The sequence below is a fragment of the Caballeronia zhejiangensis genome (assembly GCF_000698575.1).
Classification (GTDB): domain Bacteria; phylum Pseudomonadota; class Gammaproteobacteria; order Burkholderiales; family Burkholderiaceae; genus Caballeronia; species Caballeronia zhejiangensis.
Genome location: NZ_JFHD01000028.1, coordinates 1 through 26,010, shown reverse-complemented (window position 1 = coordinate 26,010; position 26,010 = coordinate 1). Strand labels below are relative to the sequence as shown.

Annotated in this window: 22 protein-coding genes and 2 pseudogenes; 12 read left to right on the top strand and 12 right to left on the bottom strand. The window is 63.6% G+C overall.

Annotation, left to right across the window (positions count from 1 at the left end; all coding sequences use genetic code 11):
* Positions 1–9 precede the first annotated feature (9 nt).
* From BG60_RS26635 to BG60_RS26610, 6 genes and pseudogenes are all read left to right on the top strand, one after another.
* Complete coding sequence (locus BG60_RS26635; RefSeq protein WP_008347487.1) at positions 10–861, top strand: enoyl-CoA hydratase family protein; 852 nt, start codon at positions 10–12, stop codon at positions 859–861.
* Entirely contained in the window at positions 862–2,043 is a 1,182-nt protein-coding gene (locus BG60_RS26630) for an acyl-CoA dehydrogenase family protein (RefSeq protein WP_008347485.1), read from the top strand.
* Positions 2,040–2,489, top strand: a complete 450-nt coding sequence (locus BG60_RS26625; protein ID WP_008347484.1) for an acyl-CoA thioesterase — start codon at positions 2,040–2,042, stop codon at positions 2,487–2,489. Before BG60_RS26630 ends, BG60_RS26625 begins: the two co-directional genes overlap by 4 nt.
* Positions 2,486–2,881: a RidA family protein gene (locus tag BG60_RS26620; RefSeq protein ID WP_008347482.1), complete on the top strand. Its 396-nt coding sequence runs from the start codon at positions 2,486–2,488 to the stop codon at positions 2,879–2,881. Before BG60_RS26625 ends, BG60_RS26620 begins: the two co-directional genes overlap by 4 nt.
* Positions 2,882–2,893: 12 nt before the next feature.
* Positions 2,894–4,531 carry an AMP-binding protein gene (locus BG60_RS26615; protein ID WP_008347481.1) on the top strand — a complete coding sequence of 546 codons (1,638 nt, stop codon included), beginning with the start codon at positions 2,894–2,896 and terminating at the stop codon, positions 4,529–4,531.
* Positions 4,532–4,616: 85 nt separating this feature from the next.
* Positions 4,617–6,225 (top strand): annotated as a pseudogene (locus BG60_RS26610) (ABC transporter substrate-binding protein).
* Positions 6,226–6,229: 4 nt separating this feature from the next.
* On the opposite strand, the gene BG60_RS26605 reads toward BG60_RS26610, so the two are convergent.
* Positions 6,230–6,490, bottom strand: coding sequence for a hypothetical protein (locus BG60_RS26605; RefSeq protein WP_008347475.1), 261 nt, complete (start codon positions 6,488–6,490; stop codon positions 6,230–6,232).
* Positions 6,491–6,913: 423 nt separating this feature from the next.
* Here BG60_RS26605 and proP point away from each other — a divergent pair, with 423 nt between their 5' ends.
* A complete protein-coding gene (gene proP / locus BG60_RS26600; RefSeq protein ID WP_008347474.1) occupies positions 6,914–8,386 on the top strand; it encodes a glycine betaine/L-proline transporter ProP in 1,473 nt (490 codons plus the stop codon).
* A 12-nt stretch (positions 8,387–8,398) separates the two neighbouring features.
* On the opposite strand, the gene BG60_RS26595 is transcribed toward proP, so the two are convergent.
* From BG60_RS26595 to BG60_RS26550, 10 genes are all read right to left on the bottom strand, one after another.
* Positions 8,399–9,025: a DAK2 domain-containing protein gene (locus BG60_RS26595; protein ID WP_008347472.1), complete on the bottom strand. Its 627-nt coding sequence runs from the start codon at positions 9,023–9,025 to the stop codon at positions 8,399–8,401.
* 12 nt (positions 9,026–9,037) lie between these two features.
* Positions 9,038–10,048, bottom strand: coding sequence for a dihydroxyacetone kinase subunit DhaK (locus tag BG60_RS26590; RefSeq protein ID WP_008347470.1), 1,011 nt, complete (start codon positions 10,046–10,048; stop codon positions 9,038–9,040).
* Between the two features lie 710 nt (positions 10,049–10,758).
* Positions 10,759–11,760: an ABC transporter permease gene (locus BG60_RS26585; protein WP_008347468.1), complete on the bottom strand. Its 1,002-nt coding sequence runs from the start codon at positions 11,758–11,760 to the stop codon at positions 10,759–10,761.
* Positions 11,757–13,292 carry a sugar ABC transporter ATP-binding protein gene (locus BG60_RS26580; protein ID WP_034473353.1) on the bottom strand — a complete coding sequence of 512 codons (1,536 nt, stop codon included), beginning with the start codon at positions 13,290–13,292 and terminating at the stop codon, positions 11,757–11,759. Before BG60_RS26580 ends, BG60_RS26585 begins: the two co-directional genes overlap by 4 nt.
* 20 nt (positions 13,293–13,312) lie before the next feature.
* Entirely contained in the window at positions 13,313–14,428 is a 1,116-nt protein-coding gene (locus tag BG60_RS26575) for a sugar ABC transporter substrate-binding protein (protein WP_008347464.1), read from the bottom strand.
* A 74-nt stretch (positions 14,429–14,502) separates the two neighbouring features.
* Positions 14,503–15,174 (bottom strand): L-fuculose-phosphate aldolase, encoded by a 672-nt coding sequence (locus BG60_RS26570; protein ID WP_008347461.1) that lies wholly within the window; start codon positions 15,172–15,174, stop codon positions 14,503–14,505.
* Positions 15,171–16,250 (bottom strand): S-methyl-5-thioribose-1-phosphate isomerase, encoded by a 1,080-nt coding sequence (gene mtnA / locus BG60_RS26565; protein WP_008347459.1) that lies wholly within the window; start codon positions 16,248–16,250, stop codon positions 15,171–15,173. The genes BG60_RS26570 and mtnA overlap by 4 nt, the downstream gene beginning before the upstream one ends.
* An 11-nt stretch (positions 16,251–16,261) precedes the next feature.
* Complete coding sequence (gene mtnK / locus BG60_RS26560) at positions 16,262–17,527, bottom strand: S-methyl-5-thioribose kinase (RefSeq protein ID WP_008347457.1); 1,266 nt, start codon at positions 17,525–17,527, stop codon at positions 16,262–16,264.
* A 38-nt stretch (positions 17,528–17,565) separates the two neighbouring features.
* Entirely contained in the window at positions 17,566–18,261 is a 696-nt protein-coding gene (locus BG60_RS26555) for a GntR family transcriptional regulator (protein ID WP_235366160.1), read from the bottom strand.
* Positions 18,262–18,459: 198 nt separating this feature from the next.
* The gene (locus BG60_RS26550; RefSeq protein WP_008347453.1) at positions 18,460–19,074 is read right to left on the bottom strand and encodes a DJ-1/PfpI family protein; all 615 of its coding nucleotides are present in this window, start codon (positions 19,072–19,074) and stop codon (positions 18,460–18,462) included.
* A gap of 99 nt (positions 19,075–19,173) precedes the next feature.
* Between BG60_RS26550 and BG60_RS26545 the strand changes: the two genes are divergently transcribed.
* The 3 genes and pseudogenes from BG60_RS26545 to BG60_RS37200 form a co-directional block, all read left to right on the top strand.
* Positions 19,174–20,511, top strand: coding sequence for an aminotransferase-like domain-containing protein (locus BG60_RS26545; RefSeq protein ID WP_034473352.1), 1,338 nt, complete (start codon positions 19,174–19,176; stop codon positions 20,509–20,511).
* A 437-nt stretch (positions 20,512–20,948) separates the two neighbouring features.
* Positions 20,949–23,444, top strand: coding sequence for a hybrid sensor histidine kinase/response regulator (locus BG60_RS26540; protein ID WP_008347449.1), 2,496 nt, complete (start codon positions 20,949–20,951; stop codon positions 23,442–23,444).
* 205 nt (positions 23,445–23,649) lie between these two features.
* Positions 23,650–23,847, top strand: a pseudogene (locus tag BG60_RS37200) (thiolase C-terminal domain-containing protein); the annotation flags it as partial.
* On the opposite strand, the gene BG60_RS26530 reads toward BG60_RS37200, so the two are convergent.
* Positions 23,828–24,607, bottom strand: coding sequence for a DeoR/GlpR family DNA-binding transcription regulator (locus BG60_RS26530; RefSeq protein WP_008347445.1), 780 nt, complete (start codon positions 24,605–24,607; stop codon positions 23,828–23,830). The pseudogene BG60_RS37200 and the gene BG60_RS26530 sit on opposite strands and share 20 nt — an antisense overlap.
* Before the next feature lie 263 nt (positions 24,608–24,870).
* Here BG60_RS26530 and BG60_RS26525 point away from each other — a divergent pair, with 263 nt between their 5' ends.
* Complete coding sequence (locus BG60_RS26525) at positions 24,871–25,869, top strand: 2-keto-3-deoxygluconate permease (protein WP_008347443.1); 999 nt, start codon at positions 24,871–24,873, stop codon at positions 25,867–25,869.
* On the top strand, positions 25,866–26,010 hold a 145-nt coding region (locus BG60_RS39675; protein ID WP_277621799.1), incomplete at its 3' end, for a four-carbon acid sugar kinase family protein. The genes BG60_RS26525 and BG60_RS39675, both read left to right, overlap by 4 nt.

Genomic DNA, 26,010 nt, shown 5'->3' with positions numbered 1-26,010 from the left:
GAGACACAGATGAGCTCATCGAGCGCCGATGCGCTTCTCGCCGGCAATCGCGTAACGCTCGCGGACTATCGCGCGACGCACTTCGGATGGTCCGTCACGAACGATGTCGCGACGATCATGCTGAACCGGCCCGAACGCAAGAACCCGCTGACGTTCGGATCGTATGCGGAGTTGCGCGATCTGTTTCGGCAACTCGCCTATGCGACCGATGTGAAAGCCGTCGTGATCCACGGCGCGGGCGACAACTTCTGCTCCGGCGGCGACGTGCATGAAATCATCGCACCGCTGATCGATCTACCGATGCCCGAGCTATTGCTCTTCACTCGCATGACGGGCGATCTCGTCAAGGCGATGCGTCATTGCCCGCAGCCGATCATAGCCGCCGTCGATGGCGTCTGCGCGGGCGCGGGCGCGATCCTCGCGATGGCGTCCGACATGCGTCTCGGCACCGCGCGCAGCAAGCTCGCATTTCTCTTTGCGCGCGTCGGTCTCGCGGGCTGCGACATGGGCGCGTGTTCGATTCTGCCGCGCATCATCGGTCAGGGACGCGCTGCCGAATTGCTCTTCACGGGCCGCTCGGCAAGCGGCGAAGAAGGCTATCACTGGGGCTTCTACAACCGCCTTTGCGCACCCGAAACCTTGCTCGACGAAGCCGCGAAGCTCGCGTCCGAACTCGTCGCCGGGCCGACCTTCGCGCACGGCATCACGAAGAAGATGCTGCATCAGGAATGGAGCATGAGCATCGACGAAGCGATCGAATCGGAAGCGCAGGCGCAAGCCATCTGCATGAGCACGCGCGATTTCGAGCGCGCCTATCGCGCGTTCGCGGGGAAGACGCGTCCCGTGTTCGAAGGAGACTGAATGAACGCCGATCCACACAGCGCGCTCGCATGGCCCTTCTTCGATGAGAGACATCGCGAACTCGCACGCGATGCCGATGCATGGGCGAACGAGCATCTGAAGCATGTCGATCACGCCGATACCGACGCGGCCTGCAAGCGCCTCGTGCGCATGCTCGGCGATGCGGGATGGCTCAGGCATTGCATCGGCGGCACCCGATACGGCGCATCGAACGATACGATCGACACGCGCGCCGTGTGCCTGCTGCGCGAAACGCTCGCGAAACACGACGGCCTCGCGGACTTCGCCTTCGCGATGCAAGGGCTCGGCTCGGGCGCCATATCGCTCGCCGGCACCGATGCGCAGAAAGAGCGCTATTTGCCGCGCGTCGCGAACGGCACTGCATTGGCGGCGTTCGCGTTGTCGGAACCGGAAGCGGGATCGGATGTCGCGGCGATGTCGCTCGATGCGCGCGCCGATGGCGACGCCTACGTGCTGAACGGCGACAAGACGTGGATATCGAACGGCGGCATCGCGGACTTCCATGTCGTGTTCGCGCGCACAGGCGAAGCGCCGGGCTCGCGCGGCATCAGCGCGTTCATCGTCGATGCGGATACGCCCGGCTTGCAGATCGCCGAACGCATCGACGTGATCGCGCCGCATCCGCTCGCGCGCCTGCACTTCGAGAACGCGCGCGTGCCGCGCAGTCAGATGCTGGGCGCCGCGGGCGAAGGCTTCAAGATCGCGATGCGCACGCTCGATATCTTCCGCACGTCGGTGGCGGCGGCATCGCTCGGCTTCGCGCGTCACGCGATGCAGGAAGGGCTCGAACGCGCCGCATCGCGCAAGATGTTCGGCCAGACGCTCGGCGACTTTCAGCTCACGCAGGCGAAGCTCGCGCAGATGGCGTTGACCATCGACACGAGCGCGCTACTCGTGTATCGCGCCGCGTGGCTGCGCGATCAGGGCGAGAGCGTGACGCGCGAAGCCGCGATGGCGAAATGGCACGCGAGCGAAGGCGCGCAACAGGTCATCGATGCAGCCGTGCAGTTGTGGGGCGGCCTCGGCGTGAAGAGCGGTACGGCGGTCGAATCGCTGTATCGCGAGATACGCGCGCTGCGCATCTATGAAGGCGCGACGGAAGTGCAGCAGTTGATCGTCGGACGCGACTTGCTCAAGGCGCACGGAGCACATCAACGATGACACAACGCTTCGACATGCCGATGCGAATCCGCTTCGCGCACTGCGATCCGGCGGGCATCGTGTACTTTCCGCAATACCTGGTGATGACGAACATGCTCGTCGAAGACTGGTTCGACGATGCGCTCGGCATCGACTACGCGCACATGATCTCGCGGCGCCGCGTCGGACTTCCCATCGTCAAGCTCAATTGCGAGTTCTCGCGACCGAGCCGCATGGGCGAAACGGTGACGCTGTCGCTCGCGGTCGATTCCGTCGGACAGCGCTCGATCCGCATCGACATCGTCTGTCATTGCGACGGCGAAGTGCGCTTTCGCGCGAAGCAGGTCCTCGTGACGACATCGCTCGACGATGGCCGCTCGATCGCCATTCCCGGCGACATCGCCCTCGCGATCGAACGGTTCGCGCCGGGCACGAGCCGCGCACTTCAAGAGGAATCACGCTCATGAAAAAGACCCTTCAGCCTTCGGACTGGATCAAGCCGCGCGGTTACGCGAACGGCGTCGCGGTGCGCGGCACGCAGGTGTTCATCGCGGGGCAGATCGGCTGGGACGAAGAGGCGCGCTTCGTCAGCAACGCATTCGGCGCTCAGGCCGCGCAGGCGCTGCGCAATATCGTGGCCGTGCTGCGCGAAGCGGGCGGCAAGCCGGAGCATCTCGTTCGCATGACGTGGTACGTGACCGACAAGCGCGCGTATCTCGCGGCGGCGAAGGAAATCGGCGCGGCATTCCGCGAGCTGATCGGCGATTACGACATCGCGATGAGTGCGGTGCAAGTCGTCGCGCTCATCGAAGACGATGCGCTGGTGGAGATCGAAGCCACGGCTGTTATCCCCGACTAAGCGGAGGACACGATGGAACGCTCGGCACACATCGATACTTTCGCGCGCGATCATCTGCCGCCGCAGGAACAATGGCCGGTGCTCATGCTCGACAATGCGGACGTCGCTTATCCGGCGCGCGTGAATTGCGCGACCGAATTGCTGGATCGCGCGATCGAGAGCGGACATGGCGATCGCACGGCAATCTGGTCCGATGCGAACGGCGAGCCGCACGCAACGACGTATCGCGAGTTGCGCACGCTCGTGAATCGCAGCGCGCATGTGCTCGTCGATGAAATGGGTTTGCGTCCGGGCAATCGCGTGTTGTTGCGCGGGCCGAATACCTTGCAGATGGCCGTCGCGTTCTTCGCGGCGCTGAAGGCCGGTCTCGTCGTCGTGCCGACGATGCCGCTGCTGCGCGCGAAAGAACTGAAGCAGATCATCGAGAAGGCGCGGATATCGGCGGCGCTATGCGATGTGCGTCTCATGGAAGAACTGCAGCGCTGCACGACGAAAGGCGACGACTTCCATTGCGAAGCGCTCGCGCAAGTGCTGACGTTTCACGACGATGCACCCGCGTCGCTCGAATCGCTGGCTCGAAGCAAGCCCGATCATTTCGATGCCTGCGACACCGCCGCCGACGACGTGTGCCTCATCGCATTCACGAGCGGCACGACCGGCGCGCCGAAAGGCTGCATGCACTTTCATCGCGACGTCCTTGCGATGTGCGATCTGTTCCCGCGACACATCCTGAAGCCCACGGCCGACGATGTGTTCTGCGGCACGCCGCCGCTCGCGTTCACGTTCGGCCTCGGCGGCCTGCTGTGCTTTCCATTGCGCGTGGGCGCGTCGACGATCCTGCTCGAAAAGCTCACGCCCGAAACGCTCCTGCAAACCGTGCAGCGCTTTCGCGCGACGATCATGTTCACTGCGCCGACGTTCTATCGGCAGATGGCGCCGCTCATCGAAGGCTTCGATGTGTCGAGCCTGAAGAAGACCGTGTCGGCGGGCGAAGCGTTGCCCGATTCCACGCGCGCGTCATGGCGCGAAGCGAGCGGCATCGAAATGATCGACGGCATCGGCGGCACGGAGATGATCCATATCTTCGTTTCGTCGGCGGGTGCGGACGTGCGCGAGCACGCGATCGGACGCGCGGTGCCGGGCTATATCGTGCAGGCCGTCGACGATGCGATGCAGCCGGTGCCGCCCGGAACCATCGGCAAGCTCGCGGTGCGCGGCCCGACGGGTTGCCGCTATCTCGCCGATGAACGTCAGTCGAAATTCGTGCGCGACGGCTGGAACTTGCCCGGCGATTCCGTCGTGATCGATGATGACGGTTACGTGTTCTATCAGGCGCGCGCCGACGACATGATCGTATCGGCGGGCTACAACATCTCCGGGCCGGAAGTGGAAAGCGTGCTGATGCAGCATGAAGCGGTGGCGGAATGCGGCGTGATCGGCGTGCCCGATGAAACGCGCGGGCAAGCGGTAAAGGCGTTCGTCGTGCTCAATCCCGGTTTCACCGGCGACGATGCGCTCATTGCTGAATTGCAGGCGTTCGTCAAGCGCACTGTCGCGCCTTACAAGTATCCGCGCATCGTGACGTTTCTAACGGCGTTGCCGCGCACCGAGACGGGCAAGCTCAAGCGCTTCGCGTTGCGCTCGATGTAGCAAGCTCGAAAAACGTTTGCTTGGTAGAGTATGGCTCACGCCCGCCGCGAGGCGGCTTGCCCACTCTTCCGAGCAAACAAGAAAAATGGTTCTGACGCATCGACTCCTTGCCGTTTCCCTCTTTGCCGCATTCGCATTGACGTCGCAAGCCGCATCGGCGGCGAACAAGACGCTCGTGTTCTGTTCCGAAGGCAGCCCCGCCGGTTTCGATTCCGCGCAATACACGACGAGCACCGACTTCGATGCGGGCGCGCATGCGGTCTACGATCAGCTCGTCGAATTCAAGCGCGGCACGCTCGATCTCGTGCCGGGTCTCGCCGAGAAGTGGGGATGAGTCCGCGGATGCGAAGACCTTCACGTTTCATCTTCGGCGCGGCGTGAAGTTTCAGTCGACCGCCTGGTTCAAGCCGACGCGCGACTTCGACGCGGACGATGTCGTATTCACGTTCAAGCGCATGATCGATCCGAACGAGCCGTTTCAGAAGGCGCATCCCGTCAGCTTCCCGTATCTGACCGATCTCGGCTACGACAAGAACATTGCATCCGTCGACAAGCTCAACGACTACACCGTGCGCTTCACCTTGAAGACGCCTGATGTCGTGTTCGTGCGCAACATCGCGATGGAGTTCGCATCGATCGTATCGGCGGAATATGCCGCGCAACTGCTGAAGCAGGGCAAGCCGGAAGACCTCAATCAGAAGCCAGTGGGCACGGGCGCGTTCGTGTTCCGCGACTATCAGAAGGACGCGACGATCCGCTACGACGCCAATCCGACTTACTGGAACCGCAAGGACGTGCATATCGACAAGCTGGTTTTCTCGATCACGCCCGATGCCGCCGTGCGTCAGCAGAAGCTATCGAGCGGAGAATGCCAGGTGACGTCGTTTCCGCGTCCCGCCGACATTGCCGCAGCGAAGCAGGATCCGAAGCTCACGGTGCTGTCGGGCGTCGGCTTCAACGTCGCGTATGTGGGCTACAACACGACGCACAAGCCGCTCGATAACGTGAACGTGCGCCGCGCGCTCGACATGGCGATCGACAAGCAGGCGATCATCAAGACGGTCTGCGAAGGCGCAGCGACCATCGCGACGAATCCGATGCCGCCGTCGCAATGGTCGTATAACAAGGCGCTGAAGGACGCACCGCGCGACCCCGCGAAGGCGAAGGAACTGCTGAAGGAAGCGGGCTTTCCAAACGGCTTCACGATCACGCTATGGGCGATGCCGGTGCAGCGCGGCTATAACCCGAACGCGCGTCTGATGGCGCAACTGATTCAATCGGACTGGGCGAAGATCGGCGTGAAGGCGAACATCGTCACTTACGAATGGGCCGAGTACAACAAGCGCGCGAAGACGAACGGCGAGCACGACGCGATTCTTTACGGCTGGCTCGGCGACAACGGCGATCCAGACAACTGGCTCGGCACGACGCTCGGTTGCGACGCGGTTCACGGCAGCAACATGGCGAAGTGGTGCAACAGGCAGTTCGACGATCTGCTCGCGAAAGCGCGTCTCGTCACCGATCAGAACGCGCGCACGAAGCTCTATGAAGAAGCGCAAGTGGTGTTCAAGGATCAGGTGCCGTACACGCCGCTCGCGCACGCCAACATCTTCCAGCCGATATCGAAACGCGTGCATGGCTATCTGATCAGTCCGCTCGGCGGACATCGTTTCGACGGCATCACGTTCGATTGAGCGATCAGCCGCCGCGATACCACGCATCGATGCTGTCGTGCTGCTCGTGTTCGATTGGCGGCGTCTTGGCAGCGTCGGGCATTTCGTGTCCGGTGCTCTTCGCGCGCATCCCATGAACCGCCCGCGCGCTGTTCTCCTTGTGCGATACATGCTTCACCGCGCTTTCGCACTGCATGTTCGCCGCGCCGCAATCGTGCGCGAACGCAGGCACGGCCGACGACGCCGCGCTCGCGGCGAGAAGAACGGCGATGGTCTTCGCTTTCATGGCAACCCCGTGAATCCGTCGATAAAAAGAGGCGCGATCCGTCGACAGGGTTCCCGGAATGAAATCATCGTGCCGGCGGCATCGCGCCCGCTTCATCAAACGCATGGCTCGTGCCAATGACGCGCTGAATCGCTGTGAGCGTTGCGCGTAAAGGGATTGGCGCGTTGAGCGATGATCGCGTCAAGGCGCTCCTGTCGGACCGAGGCCAACGCTTGCGCGTCGCGTGTGCGATGCAATCCGACATTGCAATGATGCGAGTGTCGTTTTCTGCCGATTCAAGGACGCGTGAGCGAAGGCATGCACGCGCCGCGACCCGCACACTCTGATCATTCATCGTGCCGAGGGCCCCGCGCCCCATCGGCGGCCTTCCGCGCGAACGCAACGCAGTCCCTCGCGTTCGCCGCGAAATCAGGAGTGAGACAATTGAGCCTCTCGCACGAGCGCAACGCCCGAAGCAAAACGTCGCCGCATCTCACGCTGGGCGATATCACGGTAGTCGACCATGCCTTGCTGAAACGTGCCGTCGGCGCGATGGCGCTCGGCAACGCCATGGAATGGTTCGACTTTGGCGTGTATAGCTATATCGCCGTCGTGCTGGGGAAAGTATTTTTTCCGTCGAGCAGTCCGTCCGCGCAGTTGATCGCGACCTTCGGCACGTTCGCCGCTGCGTTTCTCGTGCGTCCTGTCGGCGGGATGGTCTTCGGGCCGCTCGGCGACAGGATCGGCCGCCAGCGCGTGCTCGCAATGACGATGATCATGATGGCCGTCGGCACGTTCTGCATCGGCCTGATTCCGAGCTATCACTCGATCGGCATTCTCGCGCCCGTTCTCCTGCTCGTCGCGCGTCTCGTGCAAGGCTTCTCGACGGGCGGCGAATACGGCGGCGCGGCGACGTTCATCGCTGAGTTCTCGACCGATGCGCGGCGCGGCTTCTATGGCAGCTTTCTGGAGGTCGGCACGCTCGCGGGCTATATCCTCGGCGCGGGCACGGTCGCGTTGCTGACCGCCCTGCTCCCGCACGACGCGCTGCTTTCATGGGGATGGCGCGTGCCGTTCATGATCGCGGGTCCGCTCGGGCTGGTCGGCTTGTATATCCGCATGAAGCTCGAAGAGACGCCCGCGTTCAAGAAGGAAGCCGAGACACGCGAGGCGCATGAACGGTCGCGTCCGAAACAATCGTTGGCCGAACTGCTGTCGCGGCAATTCAAGCCGATGATGCAATGCGTCGGCCTCGTGCTGATCTTCAACGTTACCGACTATATGGCGCTGTCTTATCTGCCGAGCTTTCTTTCGGCGACGCTGCACTTCGATGAAACGCACGGCCTGTTTCTCGTGTTGCTCGTGATGATGCTGATGATCCCGATGACGCTCTTCGCGGGCCATCTCTCCGATCTCATCGGCCGCAAGCCGGTGATGATAATCGGCTGCATCGGGCTTTTCGCGCTGTCGATTCCCGCGTTGCTGCTCGTTCAAACGGGCGCGATGCTTCCGGTGTTTCTCGGCTTGCTGATACTCGGCGCGCTGCTATCGACCTTCACCGGCGTGATGCCTTCATCGCTGCCCGCGCTCTTTCCGACGCGCATTCGTTATGGCGCGCTCGCCATCGGTTTCAACGTATCCGTGTCGCTCTTCGGCGGCACGACGCCGCTCGTCACGGCGTGGCTCGTCGATGCGACCGGCAATCTGATGATGCCCGCGTATTACCTGATGGCGGCATCCGTGATTGGCGTGGTGTCCGTGCTCGCGTTGCGCGAGACGGCGCGTCAGCCTTTGCTCGGCTCAGGGCCGTGCGTCGCAACGAAGGCCGAAGCGCTCGCTCTTACGCGCAAGAAGTTGAAGGTGGTGCCGGCGGGCAAGCGCGAGCGTGAGGTCGTGGTGCAGAGGAAGCGAGCGTGAAGGCGTTGGCATTCATCCCCCGACCGCATCTCTCAACGCCTCTAGAAACCTGACATAAGCCGTCGCGCCGGGATCCGCGTGCCCGATGCTGCGCTCCTGCACCCATGCAGCGCGGCCCTTCTTCGACTGCAGCGTGGCAGTCGCGCTGACCTGCTCGCGTGCCTTGGCGATCATGGCATCGAGCGTGTCCGTCGCGCTGCCTTGCGATGCGGCCAGCACATCGATACTCGGCACGAGCGCATCGAGCACGGTCTTGTCGCCGACCTGACTCTTGCCGCGTTCGATGATGCGCGCCGCCACCGCCTGACCGATCGCAAGCGCATCGTCGCGGCCGATCGCGTCCTTGTCCTTCACCGTCTTCGCCGCTGCGATCAATCCGCCGCCGACGAGCGCCGCGAACGTCGACGGATTCGCCGTCGAGAATGCCTTGGCCGCGGCCAGCATGATGTCGTTCAACGTCGCCTCGTCGGGCAATGCGTTCAACGCTTTCACGACTGCCGTCGATCCCGCCTGCACCGTGATGCCGAGATCGCCATCGCCGAGCGCCGCGTCGAGATCGCGCAGTTCATCGGCGTGTGCGGGAAGCGCGTTCAGCGCGCGCGTGAGGATGTCCCGCAGTTCCTTGCTCGTCACACTCATTGCACGCTCCTTTCAGGATTCGGTGCCGTCGCGGAAGAACGGCGAACGCGCGGGCGCTTCGAGCAGCGCCTCGAGTTCGTCGTCGAGCAGCATGATCGTGATCGATGCGCCCGCCATCTCGAGACTCGTCACGTATTCGCCGACATACGAGCGCGCGATTTTCAGCCCTTCATCGGCGATGAGTTTCGCCGAATGCCGGTACAGCAGATAGAGCTCTTCGAGCGGCGTCGCGCCGAGGCCGTTGACGAGCAACGCGACGCGCGAGCCTTTCGGCGCGGCGAGATCGCCGACGATCTGCTTCGTGATGCGCTCGGCGATGGCATCGGCGGATTCGAGCTTGCCGCGATGCGTGCCGGGTTCGCCGTGTATGCCGATGCCGATTTCCATCTCGCCTTCGGGCAGCGTGAACGTCGGTTTGCCTGCGGCGGGCAGGATGGTCGGCGAGAGGCCGACGCCCATCGTGCGGCAATTCGCGTTGGCCTTGGCGCAGATGCGCGCGACGTCGTCGAGCGAATCGCCGCGTTCTGCTGCGGCGCCAGCGCATTTGAATGCGAAGACCATGCCGGCGACGCCGCGTCGGTCGGCGGCGCGGTCTTTCGGTGCGGAGGCGACATCGTCGGTCAGCACGACCGTTTTGATGTCGATGCCTTCGGCTTCCGCGAGGTCCGCGGCGAGATCGAAGTTGAGCACGTCGCCGCCGTAGTTGCCGTAGACGTAGAGCACGCCTGCATCGCCGTTGACTGCTTTCGTCGCTTCGAATATCTGTTCCGATGATGGCGATGAGAAGACGTTACCGACTGCCACGCCGGCGCATAGGCCCTCGCCTACGTAGCCGAGGAAGCCGGGCATGTGGCCCGAGCCACCGCCGGTGACGATGCCTACGCGGCCTTGCGTCGGGGCGTCAGCGCGGACGAGTGCGCGTTTGTCTTCTGTCGCGGGTTTGATCCATTTTGGATGCGCTATCAGCAGGGATTCGATGATTTCATCGACGAAGGCTTCAGGGTTGTTGATGATCTTCTTCATCTCTTTGTTTGCTCCTTGTTTCGGTTCGGTTCGGTTCTGTTCTGTTCGCTTGCGTTTGTGTGGAAGCCTGATTTCGTGTCGGTCTATTAGCACTGCCCCTGTGCGGGGCGGCACTCACTTTCTTTGCTGCTGCAAAGAAAGTAAGCAAAGAAAGCAGCTTCCGATACGCCCGCGGTCACACGCAATTTGGGTAGTCCTCTCGTCCTTCGTGGGCTGCCTAACGAGTGCCCTCATAGGCCCCATCGGACTTGGCTCGCGCACGGTCCGTCTCATCGCACCACACGCCAAACGGGTTCAGCACCAAATAGCTCCGGCCCGCTTCGCGGCCGATGGGTCAATCGGGAGTGCATGTGCTTCTCTGCTAACGTCTCCATCTCACTGCAATCGCCGCCCTTTGGTTTCCCTTGCATACCCGGCGGCAGCGCGTAGCGCTGTGCCGGAGCTGTTTCGTGCTGAACCGGCGCGCTCGAAGTTATTGGGCGGCGGACCGTGCGCGAGCCAAGCCGGATGGGGCTTATGAGGGCACTCTTTAGGCGAGTGCCGCCGTGGACGAGAGAACTACCCAAATTGCGTGTGACCGCGGGCGGTGACGAGCTGCTTTCTTTGGTTACTTTCTTTGCAGCAGCAAAGAAAGTGACTGCCGCCCCGCACAGGGGCAACGCTAATAGACCGACACGACAGCGGGATCCGGCGATAAAAAGCAGAAACCATCAAACCTTCCTCCGCTGACTAAGCGCATCGAGCAAGACCGCAGCAAAGATGACACCACCTTGAATGAACTGCGTCCAGAACGGATTCACCCCAAGAAGAGAGAGCCCAACATTGATGACCCCAATCAGCACGACACCGATAAAAGTCCCGACGATGGACCCACGCCCGCCCGCCAGCGAAGTCCCCCCAATCACAATAGCCGCGATAACCTGCAACTCCAGCCCATTAGCCGCCGAAGGCAAAGCGGAATTCAACCGCCCGGCGAGCACGATGCCTGCAATCGCCGCCGTCGCACCGGCAAGCATGTAAGTGAAGAACACCACACGTCGAACCGGAATCCCGGCAAGCCGCGCCGCTTCCTGATTCCCGCCGACGGCGAACACCTGATGCCCGAACGTCGTCTTGCGCAGCAACACATGTCCGACGACGAACACGACGAGCATCACGACCATCGGCATAGGCAAGCCAGCAACGGTCTGCGCACCGAACATCGTGAACGCGTCAGGAAAATCGAACTTGGTGCGGCCATCGGAAATGGCGAGCGTCAGGCCACGCGCCATGGCCATCGCGGCAAGGGTGACGATGAACGGCACGAGCCTCAGCCACGAAATCACGAGCCCATTCAGCGCGCCCGCGAACGCGCCCACCGCGAGCGCCACGCACAACCCCGCAACGCCCAATCCGACCGCGCCCGGACTCGACCCCGCCATGACGGTCGCCGCGACCATCCCGCTCAACGCAACGAGCGATCCGACAGAAAGATCGATGCCGGACGTGATGATGACGAACGTCCCGCCCACCGCCGCGATGCCGACCACAGACACCTGCACCATGATGTTGGTCAGCGTGCTCGTCGTAAGAAACTCGGGCGATGCAATCGACAACGCAATACAGATGATGACGAGCGCCGCGAACAAAGGTCCGATGCCGCTCCTCAACTGACGGATCACACGGCGCGACAGCGCCTCCGTATCCGAACGATCGGCTGCCGTGGAGGTCATGCGCCTGCTCCTGTCGTTGCCCACTGAATGACCGTTTCCGAATCCGCCTTGTCGCGCGCGATCTCGGTCACGATGCTGCCGCGATACATCACCAGCACGCGATCCGACATGCCCAGCAACTCCGGCAGCTCCGAACTCACCATGACGACCGCCGCGCCCGCGCGCGCCATCGTCACCATGTGCGCGTAGATCTCCGACTTCGCGCCCACGTCGATGCCGCGCGTCGGTTCATCGAGCATGATGACGACCGGACTCGTCGCCGTCGCGCGGCCGAGAATCACCTTCTGCTGATTGCCGCCCGAAAGCGTTCCCGTGATCTGCAACACCGAAGACGCACGCACGCCGAAGCGCGCACTCGCTTCCTGCGCGAGCCTGCGCTTCTTCGCGCGGCTCACGAAGCCGCCGCTCGCCAGCGCCTTGAGGCTCGACAACGCGACGTTCTCTTCGATATTCGCCTCCAGCACCAGCCCTTCGAGCTTGCGATCCTCCGACGTATAGACAAGCCCATGACGCACGCCTTGCGTCGGCGAATGATTGCTGACCTTCTTCCCCTTGACGAGGATCTCGCCGCTCGTCACCGGCAACGCGCCGATGATCGTCTTCAGCAGCTCGGTGCGCCCCGCACCCGCGATGCCCGCAATGCCGACGATCTCGCCCGCGCGCACCGTGAAGCTCGCATTGCGCAGAAGCGGCGCGCTCGCGAGATTGCGCACTTCGAGCACGACCGGACCATACTCGCGCGGCTCCCACGGATAGAACGATTCGAGATTGCGCGCGACCATCGCCTGCACGAGATCGGCTTCGGTCCATGCGGACATCGGGCGCGCGCCGACGGTCGCGCCATCGCGCATCACGACAGCGGAATCCGCAAGCTCGAACACCTCCTCCAGATGATGCGAGATGAAGATGATGCCCATGCCTTCCGCGCGCAAGCGGCGCACGACCGCATACAGATTCTCGATGTCGTGGCTTTGCAGCGCGGCAGTCGGTTCGTCCATCACGAGGATGCGCGCATCGCGTGCAATCGCCTTCGCCACTTCGACGAGTTGCCGCTTGTTCAACGGCAGATCGCCGAGCCGCATCCAGGGCGGCACGTTGTCGAGGCCGACGCGCGCGAGCGCTTCGCGCGCCATCGTGTTCGCCTCGCGCATCATCACGAAGCCGTTGCGCGAAGGCATGCGGCCGAGGAACAGATTTTCCGCGACCGTCATGTCGTTGATGAGCGAAAGCTCCTGATAAATGACGGCCACGCCCGCATCGATTGCCGCATTCGTGCCACGCGCGAGCGGCATGCCGTCGATCTCGATCGTGCCTTCGTCGGGTTCATATGCGCCCGACAACACCTTCACGAGCGACGACTTGCCCGCCCCGTTCTCGCCGACGATCGCCATCACGTGACCCGCCTGCAACTCCAGGCTTACGCCACGCAGCGCCTTCACGCCGGGGAAGCTCTTGACGATGCCCTGCATGCGCAACAACGGCTTCGCCGCGTGCGAAGCCGTGTGCGCGAGTGCTGCCGTTTCGACTGTCATGTCGCGCGTTCCGGTTGGCCTTACTGCTTCACTTCCTCGGACCACAGGCCGTACTTCTTCACTTCGTCCGAATCGATGTTCGACTTGTCGATGAGCATCGTCGGCCACGCATAGTTCGCGGGCACGTCCTTCTTCGCGTTGTAATCCGCGATGAACTGCAGCGACTTCGCCGCCATCTGGATCGGGTTCTGCGAGATCGTCGCATCCTGCTTGCCCGCGCGAATCGCGGACAGCGCCTGCGCGGTGCCGTCCGCGCCGATCACGAGAATGTGCTCCTTGTCGCCCAGCGGCTTGTAGCGGCCCGCATTGTCGATGGCCTTTTCCGCGCCCACCGTGTTGTCATCGTTGGCGCCGAACACCGCATCGATCTGCGGGAATTTCTGCAGGATGCTCGTCATCGCGTTGAGCGACTTCTCCTGGTCGAACGCGCCTTCCTGACGCGCGACGACCTTGATGTTCGGATACTTCGCGATCTCTTCGCTGAAGCCCTTTTCGCGATCCGTCGCGGCGGTCGTGCCGACAAGACCGATCAGGTCGACCACGTTGCCCTTCTCTTCGCCATAGCGCTTCTTCAGTTGCTCGGCGATCCACTTCGCTCCCGTCTGCCCGAGCGCGACGTTATCCGATGCAACGAAGGACGTGACCTTGCCGCCGTCCGAGCCGCGATCGAGCGTGAAGACGGGTATGTTCATCGAGTTGGCTTTCTCGACAGCGGGAATGATCGCCTTCGAATCGATCGGATTCAGCACGAGCGCCGTCACGCCCTGACTCAGCAGATTGATCGCATCGTTGACCTGCTGCTGCGCGTCGCCGTTCGCGTTGGTCTGCACGAGCTCGAAGCCCTGATCCTTCGCGCCGCGCTCCACGCCCGCCTTCAATCCGACGAAAAACGCGTTGTTCAAAGTCGCGATCGAAAAGCCGATCTTCGTCTTGCCGCCCGCCGAGGTTGCGGCCGGCGCACTCGCCGGCGCGCTAGCCGCCGCGTTCGCGCCCGATGCCGCGTTGGTGCTGCTTGTCGACGACGAGTTGTCGCTCTTCGAGCATCCGCTCAACGCGGCCGCCGCGCAGAGCAACGCCGCGCCCGTGGATTTGCCGAACGTTCCCCAACTGTCGAATCTTGCCGAGCTCCAGGCCATGACTGTCTCCGTTGTACGAGTTGTTCAATGCGATTTGTTCTTGCGATGAGGCATCGCTTCCCGTCACGCGCGTATCAGCGATCCTCCGTATTGCGCTTGCCGTATGTCTTGAACTTCTCCAGCACTTCTTCCATCTGTTGATCGGAAAGCAAAGGCGGTGCGCCGATCTGCAACGCCAGCAGATATTGCTTCGCGAGCACTTCCACTTCATGCGCGAGCCACACGGCGCGCGAGAGATCGGTGCCGAGCGCGATCACGCCATGATGCGCGAGCAGACATGCGCGACGCTCGTCCAGCGCGGCAAGCGCGTGATCCGACAATGCCTGGCTGCCGAAGATCGCATAAGGCGCGCAACGTATCGACTTGCCGCCCGCCGCCGCGACCATGTAATGCAGCGCGGGAATGTCGCGGCCATGAATGGCGAGCGCGGTCGCGGCGATCGAATGCGTATGCACGACCGCATGAATATCGTCACGCGCGCGCAGGATGTCGCGATGAATGCGCCATTCCGACGACGGCCGTGCGATACGAAGAATGTCGGCATCGTCGGTAACGTCGAGCGGCAGCCACACGATCTGTTGCTCGTCGAGCTCGCGCGCCGACACGCCGCTCGGCGTGACAAGAAAGCCATCGCGATACCGCGCGCTCACATTGCCCGAGGTGCCCTGATTGATGCCGAGCCGCTCCATTTCGAGCGACGTATCGACGATCGCGCGGCGCAACGCGCTTTCATCGGCCGCGATCATGCGGCGGTCCCCTCTGCGTCGAACAGCGTGCGCAACGAGCGCTCGAACGGCGCGCGCACGATGCCGCGTTCCGTGATGAAGCCGCTGACGAGCGCATGCGGCGTCACGTCGAACGCGGGATTGCGCGCCTGCATCGCATCGGGCGCGATGCGTCGTCCGGCGAGATGCGTGATTTCCTCGGCGTCGCGCTCTTCGATTTCGATGCGCGATCCGCTTGCCGTTTGCAGATCGAGCGTCGATGAAGGACACGCGACATAGAACGGAATGCCGTAGTGATTCGCTGCGATGGCAAGTCCGAGCGTGCCGATCTTGTTGGCGAAATCGCCGTTCGCCGCGACGCGATCCGTCCCGACGATCACGAGATCGACGAGCCCTTGCGACATGATCGATGCGGCCGCGCTATCCATGATGAGCGTGACGTCGACGCCCGCCTGCTGCAGTTCGAACGCGGTAAGCCGCGCGCCTTGCAGAAGCGGACGCGTTTCATCGGCGTAGACCTTGAACGCGAGGCCCGCGCGACGCGCCGCATAGATCGGCGCGGTGGCCGTGCCGATGCCCGTCGTCGCGAGCGCGCCCGCATTGCAGTGCGTGAGCACGCCGATGCCTTCGCGTATCAACGGCATGCCATGCTCGCCGATGCCTTCGCACAGCGCGCGATCTTCATCGTGGATTCGCTTCGCTTCTTCGACGAGCGCCGCGTGAAGCGTCGCGCTATCTTTCGCGTCGATATCGCGTGCGTGACGCAGCATGCGCCGCACGCCCCAGCTCAGGTTCACCGCGGTAGGCCGCGCCGCTTCGAGCCAGTTCGCATGACGTTCCAGCTCCGCGCGATACAGCGCGACGGGAAGCGTCGTCGAATCACGCATCGCGATGCAAAGCCCGTACGCCGCCGCCACGCCGATAGCCGGCGCCCCGCGCACGCGCAACTCGCGGATGGCGCGCCATACCGCTTTCACGTCGGCGATGTTCTCCACGACGATCTCATGCGGCAGACGCGTCTGATCGAGCAGCAGCAGATCGCCGTCGCGCCATTCGATCGTCGGGGGAAGCGTGCTGAACAAGGGCTGCGAAGCCATGAAGTCTCCTGTCACATCGTCGCGGTGTCGCGCTGAATTTCGCGCGCGAGCACCGCAACGTGTTCGATATCGCCGAACGTTGCGCGTCCAACGAGCAACGCTTCCGCGCAACGCAGGCAACGCACTTCGATACGCGCGCGCGCCTCGACATCCGGAATGCGCGTGATCTCCGCCACCTTCGCCATGCCGACGATGCGGCGAATCATCTTGCAGCCCGCGAAGCCCAGCGTATCCGCCAGCAAACGCCGCATGAAATGCGCGCGATACGCGCTGAGCGCGCGGCTTTCCGCTTGCCCGCCGATGAAGCGCCGCTTGCTGCGGCTCTCGTGATCGCGCCACAGTTCGAGGAACTGCGCGCTGAAGCCGGTCCAGATGCGCGTCATCTGTTCGAGCAGCCATTCCTGATACGCGACGGGATCGCGTCCGTCGATGCGGCCGTGCCAGTCGCGCGAGAAATATGCGAGCAGCAGATTCGCGATGAGCGCGCCGACGTCGAAGCCCATCGGTCCATAGAACGCGAACTCCGGATCGATCACGAAGGTTTCGTCTTCGTTGACCATGATCGAGCCGGTATGCAGATCGCCATGCAGCAAGGTCTCGGCGTGATTTATGAACGCCCACTTCATGTCGGCGGCCGCGATGCGCAAAGGCTCGTGCGTTCGCAACCTTTCGATCGCGGCCTTCGGCAAGGCGGGGCTATACATGTTCGACGGATGATCCTCGAACGGATACGTGAAGACGAGATCCTCGGTGATCTTGCATAGCTCCGCGTTGACCGCGGCGCTCGCGGCCTGCTTCTTGATATCGGGCGCGAGAAAGAGATCTGAGCCGTAGAACAGCGTATGCGCGAGATAGCTCGACAGATGATTCGCGAGACGCGGATACGTCGTGCCATCCATCAGACCTTGACGCAGAATGCGATGCGACGCGAGATGCTGCATCACCATCAGAAAGCGCTTGCTGTCGGCGTGATAAACCTTCGGCACATGCTGCGGACACAGCGCGCCGAAGCGCCGCAACGCCGCGACTTCATGCTCCATGCGCTGACATGAAAGCGGCCACGTCTTGCCGACGAGCCGCAGGAACGGCGGCGCCTGCTTGACGACGACACTGCGCTGCGGCGTCTTCGCGTTGGTCACGAAGTACACATAGTTCAGATTGCCATCGCCGACTTCGACGACTTCGAGATCGTCGGGCTCGCCCAGCAACGCGCGCACGTCGGGCACGCCGCCGAGATAGGCAGCGAGTTCCTGCGCGGTGAAAGCTTCAAACTCCATCGGTGTCTCCTCCGATGTTGCCCGTGCGCGCATCCCAGTCAGCGACGCTTGCGCACCAGATCGAACTTGAAGATGCTCGTGTTGTAGTAGTCGTTGCTATAGCAAAGCGGCTCGCCGCTCTGATCGAAATCCACTTCGTCCAGCAGCAGAAACAGACCGAAACCGTCGCCCAGTTCGGGCAGATCGCGCGGCGTGAGAATGGTCGGCTGTATCGACGTATGTGTATGCGACAGCCGCCGTCCCGTGCGCTCGAACATGCCGAAAAGCGATTCGCCCAGATCGCCTTCGGCCGCATCGAACACGCGCTTCGGGATCGTGTCGATGCAATACGCGGCGATGGCGTCGTCCGCGCGCCGCACGCGCTCGATTCGCACGCATGGATCGCCGGGCCTGATCGCGAGCTTTTCCGCGAGACTTTCCGATGCGGCGACGGTGTCCGTGTGGATGCGACTCGTCGATGGCACTGCGCCCACGCTGCGAATCATGTCCGTCACCGACATCAGATCATCGAGTCCGCCGTGCAGCTTCAGCGAAATTTGTCTGATGAAGGTGCCCTTGCCTTGCTGACGCGACAGCAAGCCATGCGAGATCATCTGCGCAACCGCTTCGCGCAAGCTCGACCGTCCGACGCCGAGCAGCTCGCAAAGCTCTATTTCAGTGGGAATCTGGTCGCCGGGCTTGAGCTTGCGCTCGCGGATCATGGCGAGGAGCGACTCCTGGATCTTGTCGCTCATCGATCGCTCGACGCTCAGTCGCATGAGGCTCTCTCGGATGACAGTCCATGAAATATACATCAGACGTCTGATGTTTCCGTAGGGACTTTCCCGAAGCGTTTACTGCTTTATACAAGCGGCTTTCTTTGCGCACGTGCAGCATGAAAAAGCCCGTCGCGCGCAATGCGACGGGCTTTGCGGTGCACGATTTTTCGCCGCTCAGGCGAGCCAGGCGACGTCGATGTAAGGCGCGATGTTTTTCATCGCGCGCTCGACGTAGTCTTCCTTCTCGCCGACGGGCGCGACGTAATGCATCGCACTGCGCGCCGCTTCGACGCCTTCGAACCGCGCGATCACCCACGCCGCGAGATATTGCGATGCGAGGCACCCACCCGCCGTCGCGACATTGCCGTTTGCGACGAACGGCTGATCGAGCGTGCGCACGCCCGCTTCCTCGACCCACGGCTTGGTCGTCAGATCGGTGCAGGCGGGGACGTCCCGAAGAAGTCCGAGCTTCGCGAGGACGAGCGTGCCCGAGCATTGCGCCGCCAGCAACTGACGCGCGGGATCGAGCCTGATGCGCGCCATCAGCGATTGATCCGCGACGACTTCGCGCGTGAGCATGCCGCTGCCGACGATCACGGCATCGGCATGCGCGGCGTCTTCGAGCGTGGCTTGCGCTTTGAGCACGACGCCGTTCATCGAACGCGCTTCGTCCGATGGACATGCAATCGACACCTTCCAGCCAGGCTTTTTCACGCGATTGAGAATGCCGAGCGCGATCAGTGAGTCGAGTTCGTTGAAGCCGTCGAACGTGAGAATGGCGATATGCATGATGTTCTCCTTTCATCGCATGGAACGCATGAGTGCATGCTACGGCGCGAGACGAATACAATCAAACAATTGTCATGGATACATCGGGAATGGGCGCTCATGCCGAAACCACCGCGCTACAAGCAGATCGTCGACAGGTTCGTCGATGACATTCGTTCCGGCCGCCTCAAGCCCGGCACGCGTCTGCCGACGCATCGCGAGCTGGCCGCGCGCGAGCGGCTCGGCATCGTGACCGCGACGCGCGTGTATGCCGAACTGAACGCGATGGGACTCGTCAGCGGCGAAACGGGACGCGGTACGTTCGTGAAGGAAACGACGCTTTCGCGAGCGCTCGGCATCGATCAGGTCGCGATCGCCGCGGACATGGTCGACCTCGACTTCAACTACCCCGCGCTCGCCGGCCAGGCGGAACTGTTGCGCCGTGCGTTGCGGCAGTTGTCATCGGCGGGCGATCTGGAAGCGCTGTTGCGCTATCAGCCGCATGGCGGACGCGCACGCGATCGGGCGACGGTCGCGCGTCATCTCGCGCGCCGTGGTCTCGATGTGAGCGCGGATCGCGTGATGCTCGTCGATGGCGCGCAGCACGGCCTCGCCACGACGGTCATGGCGCTCTTGAAACCCGGCGATGTGGTCGCGGTCGATACGCTGACCTATCCCGGCTTCAAGCTGCTCGCCGACGCGCACCGGATCGAACTCGCGCCGATACGCGCATCGGGCACGGGCCCCGATCCCGACGCGCTCGAGGCGTTGTGCAAGCGGCGCCGCGTGCGCGCGGTCTACACGATGCCGACGCTGCACAATCCGCTCGGCTGGGTGATGACGGCGACGCGGCGCAGGCAACTGGCAGCGCTTGCGCGCAGGCATGGCTTTTTCATCATCGAGGATGCGGCCTATGCCTTTCTCGCCGATGACGCTCCGCCGCCGCTCGCCGCGATCGCGCCGGAACTGACGGTGTACGTATCCGGCTTTTCGAAGAACGTGGCGACGGGACTGCGTGTCGGCTATGTCGTCGCGCCATCCGAATGGGTGCCGAAGATCGAGCGCGCCATCCGCGTGACGACGTGGAACACGCCGGGCGTCATGACGGCCATCGCGTGCGGCTGGCTCGCGGACGGCACGGTCGAGAGACTCGAAGCGGAAAAGCGCGCGGATGCGTCGATGCGCCAGCTCATCGCGGCGCGTGCGTTGGGGCGTTTGAAGCGCGTGACGCATCCGGCGTCGTACTTTCTGTGGCTGCCGATGCCCGAGGAAGTGCGCGCGGATCGCATCGCGGCGGCGCTGATGGAAGAGCGGATTTCGGTATGGACGGCCGAGCCGTTTTGCACGGCGGCGCAGGTGCCGCATGCGCTGCGGCTGGCGCTGGGATCGGTGGATGTGGCGACGTTGGGCGACGCGTTGGGGCGCGTCGCCGAAGTCGTGGCGAGGTATGCGTATTGAACCTGAAGCAACCGCAAAAGCAATAGCGTAATAATCGCCCAATAAACCAATTCGGCGAACCGCATTTTCCGGATAACGAAATAAACTATCCGCCGCGAGGGGTCCTTTCCCGCATCGCAAATCCGAACGCGCGAAAGAAAGCAAGCCGAATTTACCGCCATCCGCCCATCGGCACGGAATTAATACTCACGCAATAAATCCGCGAATGCACAACCGGTCATTTGTCGTACTTATGCCCATAACGGCTTACGATCCAGTCAATAATCCCCGGCATGCCGCCCCGACGCGCTTCATCGGCGGCCCAAGCCTCTAAAAATCTTCTCGAACAGCAAACGATTGCGGCCGTATTTGTGTTCCAATTGAGCGATTAATCCGTCGCAAAAAACCCGATATCTCCGCGACTCGAAGATCGCGAATCCATCGATTGGAAATACCCTATGCGGACTCAATACGAGGCGTCGACACCGGAAAAGAAAATCAAGGCGGAACATACGCGTCAGGCGCATTTCCAGCGATGGTTCGCCACGTTCGCCAGCCTCGCCCATTCGCGGCTCCCGCTTAACGCTTATCTGCAGAAAGTCACTGACACGCTGAGAGAAGTCGCGGGCGTCGCGTCCGCCGTCGTGGAATGGATCGAGGGCGACACGCTCCACTACCGCGCGGCAAGCGGCAAGGCGGCGGCGCACATCGGCGTGCGGCTGCCCACGGCCGGCAGTCTGTCCGGGCTTTGCATCACGCGCCAGCAAGCGCTCATCTGCCGCAATTCGGCGACGGATCATCGCGTCGACCGCGCGGCGTGCAAAGCCGTCGGCGCCGTGTCGATGGTCGTCGCGCCCGTCGTCTACGAAGGCCGCTCGGTCGCCGTGCTGAAGCTCATCTCCGGTGAAGTCGACTATTTCGGACATTCGGACATCAGCATCCTCGATGCGTTTTGCGCGTGCATCGCGGAAACCATCGCGCGCGAGGAGATCGCGCAGGAAAATCGCGCGCTGCTGCGGGAGAAAGCCAGCGTCGCCGCGGATCTCTCCGTCGAGTCGTCGCTGCGCATCGAATACGAGAAGAAGCTCGCCGACGCCCTGCGCCGCCGTCAGACCGTGCTCGACAACGCGCACGTCGCATTCGTATCGATGGACGAAGCCGGCATGGTCGTCGAATGGAACGAGGCCGCGAGCGTGCTTTTCGGCTGGAAACATCGCGAAGTCGCGGGCCGGGAACTCGCGTCGTTCATCGTGCCGGAACGCTTTCGCGACGCACACCGCACGGGCCTCACGCGCTATCTCGCGACGGGCGAGGCGCGCATCATCAACACGCGCGTCGAGTTGCCCGCGCTGCGCCGCGACGGCACCGAGTTCGCCGCCGAGCTGACGATCAGCGAAGTCTGGTACGAAGGCCAGCGCCAGTTCGCGTGCTTCGTGCACGACATCACCGACCGGCACGTCGCGAACGAGGCGAACGAACGGCTGCGCCTGCTCATCGATTCGGTGAGCGACTACGCGATCTGCATGCTCGACCAGAACGGCTACGTGCGCTCGTGGAACGAAGGCGCGCGCGAGATCTACGGCTTCACGGCGGCCGAAGCGATCGGCCGGCATTTCGCGCTTTTCTACACCTCGGACGAACACGGCCGCGACCGTCCGACCGACGATCTCGCGCTCGCCGCGAAGCGCGGCCGCGTCGAACACGAGGACTGGCACGTTCGCAAGGACGGCACCGAGTTCTGGGCGCACGTCATGCTGAGCGCGCTGCCCAACAAGAACGGCGGCGCGCAAGGCTTCGTCAAGATCACGCGCGACATGACCGCGCGGCGGCGTCTCGAAGAACTCGAAGCGTCGAGCCGGCGCATGAACGAGTTCCTCGCGCTGCTCGGCCACGAGTTGCGCAATCCGCTCGCGCCGATCCGCAACGCGGTCAGCATCCTCAAGCTGAAATCGTCCGACGACGCCGACGTGATCCGCAGCCGTCAGATCGTCGACCGCCAGCTCGCGCATCTGACGAAGCTCGTCGACGATCTGCTCGAAGCGGGGCGCGTCAGCTCGGGCAAGATCCGTCTTTCGACGGACATCGTCGATATCGCGGATGTCGTGCACCTGAGCGTCGAGGCGAGCCAGCCATCGTTCGACGAGCGCGGACAGCGCATCGACATTCAGGACAGCGGCCAGCCGCTTTTCGTCAACGGCGATCCGACGCGGCTCGTGCAGGCGCTCAACAATCTGCTCAACAACGCGTCGAAATTCAGCCCGCACGGCTCGACCATCACGCTCGAAGTCGGCCCGCGCGGGGGCACGGTGCTGGTGCGCGTCATCGACGAAGGCCGCGGCATCTCGCCCGAAGCGCTCGGCACGGTGTTCGATCTGTTCGTGCAGGAGCATCCGCCGGGCGCGCATGCCGACGAAGGCGGGCTCGGCATCGGCCTCACGCTCGTGCGCGCCATCGCGGAACTGCACGGCGGCCACGTCGAGGCGAAAAGCGGCGGCGCCGGACGAGGCAGCGCGTTCTCGCTGTGGCTGCCGCTCGCCGAGCCGCCCGCGCGCGGAACGCCTGCGAGCGGCACGCCGGCCGCTACGGCGGGACGTCAGCTCGATGTGCTCGTCGTCGACGACAATCGCGATTCCGCCGACAGCATGACGCTGCTCGTCGACATGCTCGGCCACAACGCGCGCGCCGCCTACGACGGGTCGCACGCGCTCGAATCGTTCGAAGCGGCGCGGCCGCAGGTCGTGCTGCTCGATCTGTCGATGCCCGGCCTGACGGGTTTCGACGTGATCCGCCGCATGCGTGACGATGGCAAGCACGTCATCGTCGCGGCGATGACGGGCCTCGGCTCCGACGAGGACATGGCCCGCACGCGCGCCGCCGGTTTCGACGCGCATCTCGTCAAGCCGGTAGATCTTCCGGAGCTGGAGCGCGTGCTGGCGCTGGCGGGGCGCGTCTGACGCGTTGCGGCGCGCCCGGCAGGGCGCGCGCGCGCGCGGGCGTTTTCGTCAGCCGATATGGCAGCTTCAGCACAGGCCAGAACCTGCCGTTCGCATCGCGCGCGGACGAGAGCACGTCGGCGAGGAAATCGCTGTCGTCGAGAAATTCGTCGACGCGCATCGCCGGCGCGGCGCCCGCGATTGCCCTCGCCGCCGTCGCTTTCGGCCGAACGGCGGATTGCTTTCGCGCGGTCATCCGGTCGGCGCGACCGGGCTCGCGCAGATCGTCGAGTTGACGCAGCAGTTGCGCGGCCGGGCGGGCGCGCGGCAACGGCCAGACGCGAAAGTCGCGCTCGCCGAGCATAACGGCGGTCAGCTCGCAGGCGATTCCGCCGTCGCGCTGGTCACGATTCTTTCGACGTAACCTGCGCCGTCTCCACCGTCACATTCCCCCGCTCTTCGAAGCGCGCGAGCACCGGCGCTTCGGCCCATGCATCTGTGACGAGCGTCCAGTTGCGTTCCAGCGGCGTCCAGTGCTGCTGATTCGCGCGCTCCAGCTTGTTCGACGTGACGAGCACGAACACGCCCGCCGCCTGGCCCGCGATGCATTCCTTCAGAAACGCCTGCTCCGCCGTCGCCTCGCACAGCCCGCGGCCCGCGACGACACCATCCGCGCCGAGAAACGCCTTGTCGAACGTGACGCGCGTGAGCGCCACCTGCGCGATCGGTCCGAGCGTGCTCATGCTCGATGGCCGCACGTCGCCGCCGATCAGCGTCACGCGCACATCCGCCGCCGCGAGCGTGTTCACCGCCAGCAGATTGTTCGTCACGACGTGAATCTCGGTGCGCCCGGCGAGGCAGCGCGCGAGCGCGGCGGTCGTCGTGCCGCCGTCGAGAAAGATCGTGTCGCCGTCCTGAACGTGACGCGCCGCCGCGCGCGCGATCGCTTCCTTCTGCTCGCGATAGCTCTCGCGCCGCGTATCGAGCGATTCTTCCGGCTCGTGCATCCCGACCGACGCCGCGCCGCCATACGTGCGCACGATGCGTCGTTCGTCGGCGAGCGCGCGCAGGTCGCGGCGCACCGTCGCCTCCGACATGCCGAAGTGCTCGCACAGCGCGGCGACATCGTTCATGCCGGAGAGCACGGCCTTCAACATGGCTTCGCGGCGTTTCTCGACTTTCATCCTGTTCCTTTCTTTTGACGGTTCTGGCGGCGACGCACAGTGTAGCGAACCGGCCGGGTCCGTCAAATGCTCGCGGTTCGTGTCGAGCGCACGGCCGATATTTTGATCGATTTGGTCATTCGAACAGTCGGAATGATCGACATCGATCAGAGTAAACGCCTAGAACGACCAAATTGCGCAAAACCGACGGGAGGACTACACTGCGCTTTGATCGATTCGATCAATCGATGATCGAATCGGACAAAGACCACTCAGGAGACTTCATGGCTCAACTTCACATCAAGCGCGCCGTCGAGCGCGTTCCTGGCGGGATGATGATCGTCCCGTTGCTCATCGGCTCGCTGATCGCGACGTTCATGCCGGGCATGCCGAAGTTCTTCGGCTCGTTCACGAACGCGCTCTTCACCGGCGCGCTGCCGATTCTCGCGGTGTTCTACGTATGCATGGGCGCCAGCATCGACGTGAAGGCGACGCCTTATCTGCTGAAGAAAGGCGGCGCGCTGTTCGTGACCAAGGTCGGCACGGCAATCATCGCGGGCATCGTGCTCGGGCATTTCCTGGGCGAGCAGCCGATTTCATCGGGACTGTTCGCGGGCATTTCGACGCTCGCCGTCGTCGCCGCGATGAACGACACCAACGGCGGCCTCTACATGGCGCTGATGGGCCAGTACGGCCGCTCGGAAGACGTGGGCGCGTACACGATCATGTCGCTCGAATCGGGCCCGTTCCTGACGATGGTCACGCTCGGCGTCGCCGGTTTGTCCGCGTTTCCGTGGCCGACGCTCGTCGGCAGCATTCTGCCGCTCGCGGTCGGCATGCTGCTCGGCAATCTCGATCGCGAGATGCGCGAGTTTCTCGGCCGCGCCGTCCCGGTGATGATTCCGTTCTTCGCGCTGGCGCTCGGCGCGAGCCTCGATCTGCACAAGGTCTGGCAAGCCGGTTTGCTCGGCATCGGACTGGGTTTCGCGGTCGTCATCGTGACGGGCATTCCGCTCTATTTCGCGGATCGTCTGACGGGCGGCACGGGCGTGGCGGGCGCGGCGGCAGCGAACACCGCGGGCAACGCGGCGGCCGTTCCGGCGCTGATCGCGGCGGCGAATCCGGTGTACAACGAGGCGGCCAAGTCGGCGACGCTGCTCGTCGCGGCGTGCGTCGTCGTGACGGCGATCGTGTCGCCGATATTGACCGCATCCATCGCGAAACGCGTGAACGCTCGGCGCGATGCGGGTTCGTCCGCGAAGGCTCGGGGGGCCACGCAATGAAGAGTTTGCTGATCGTCGCCGACGATCTGTCGGGCGCGGCCGATTGCGCGATCGCGTTCGCGGCGGCGGGCCGCAAGACGGTCGTGTCGCTCGACGCGGGCGCATCGGACGCGAACGCGACCGTCGTCGCCGCCGACACCG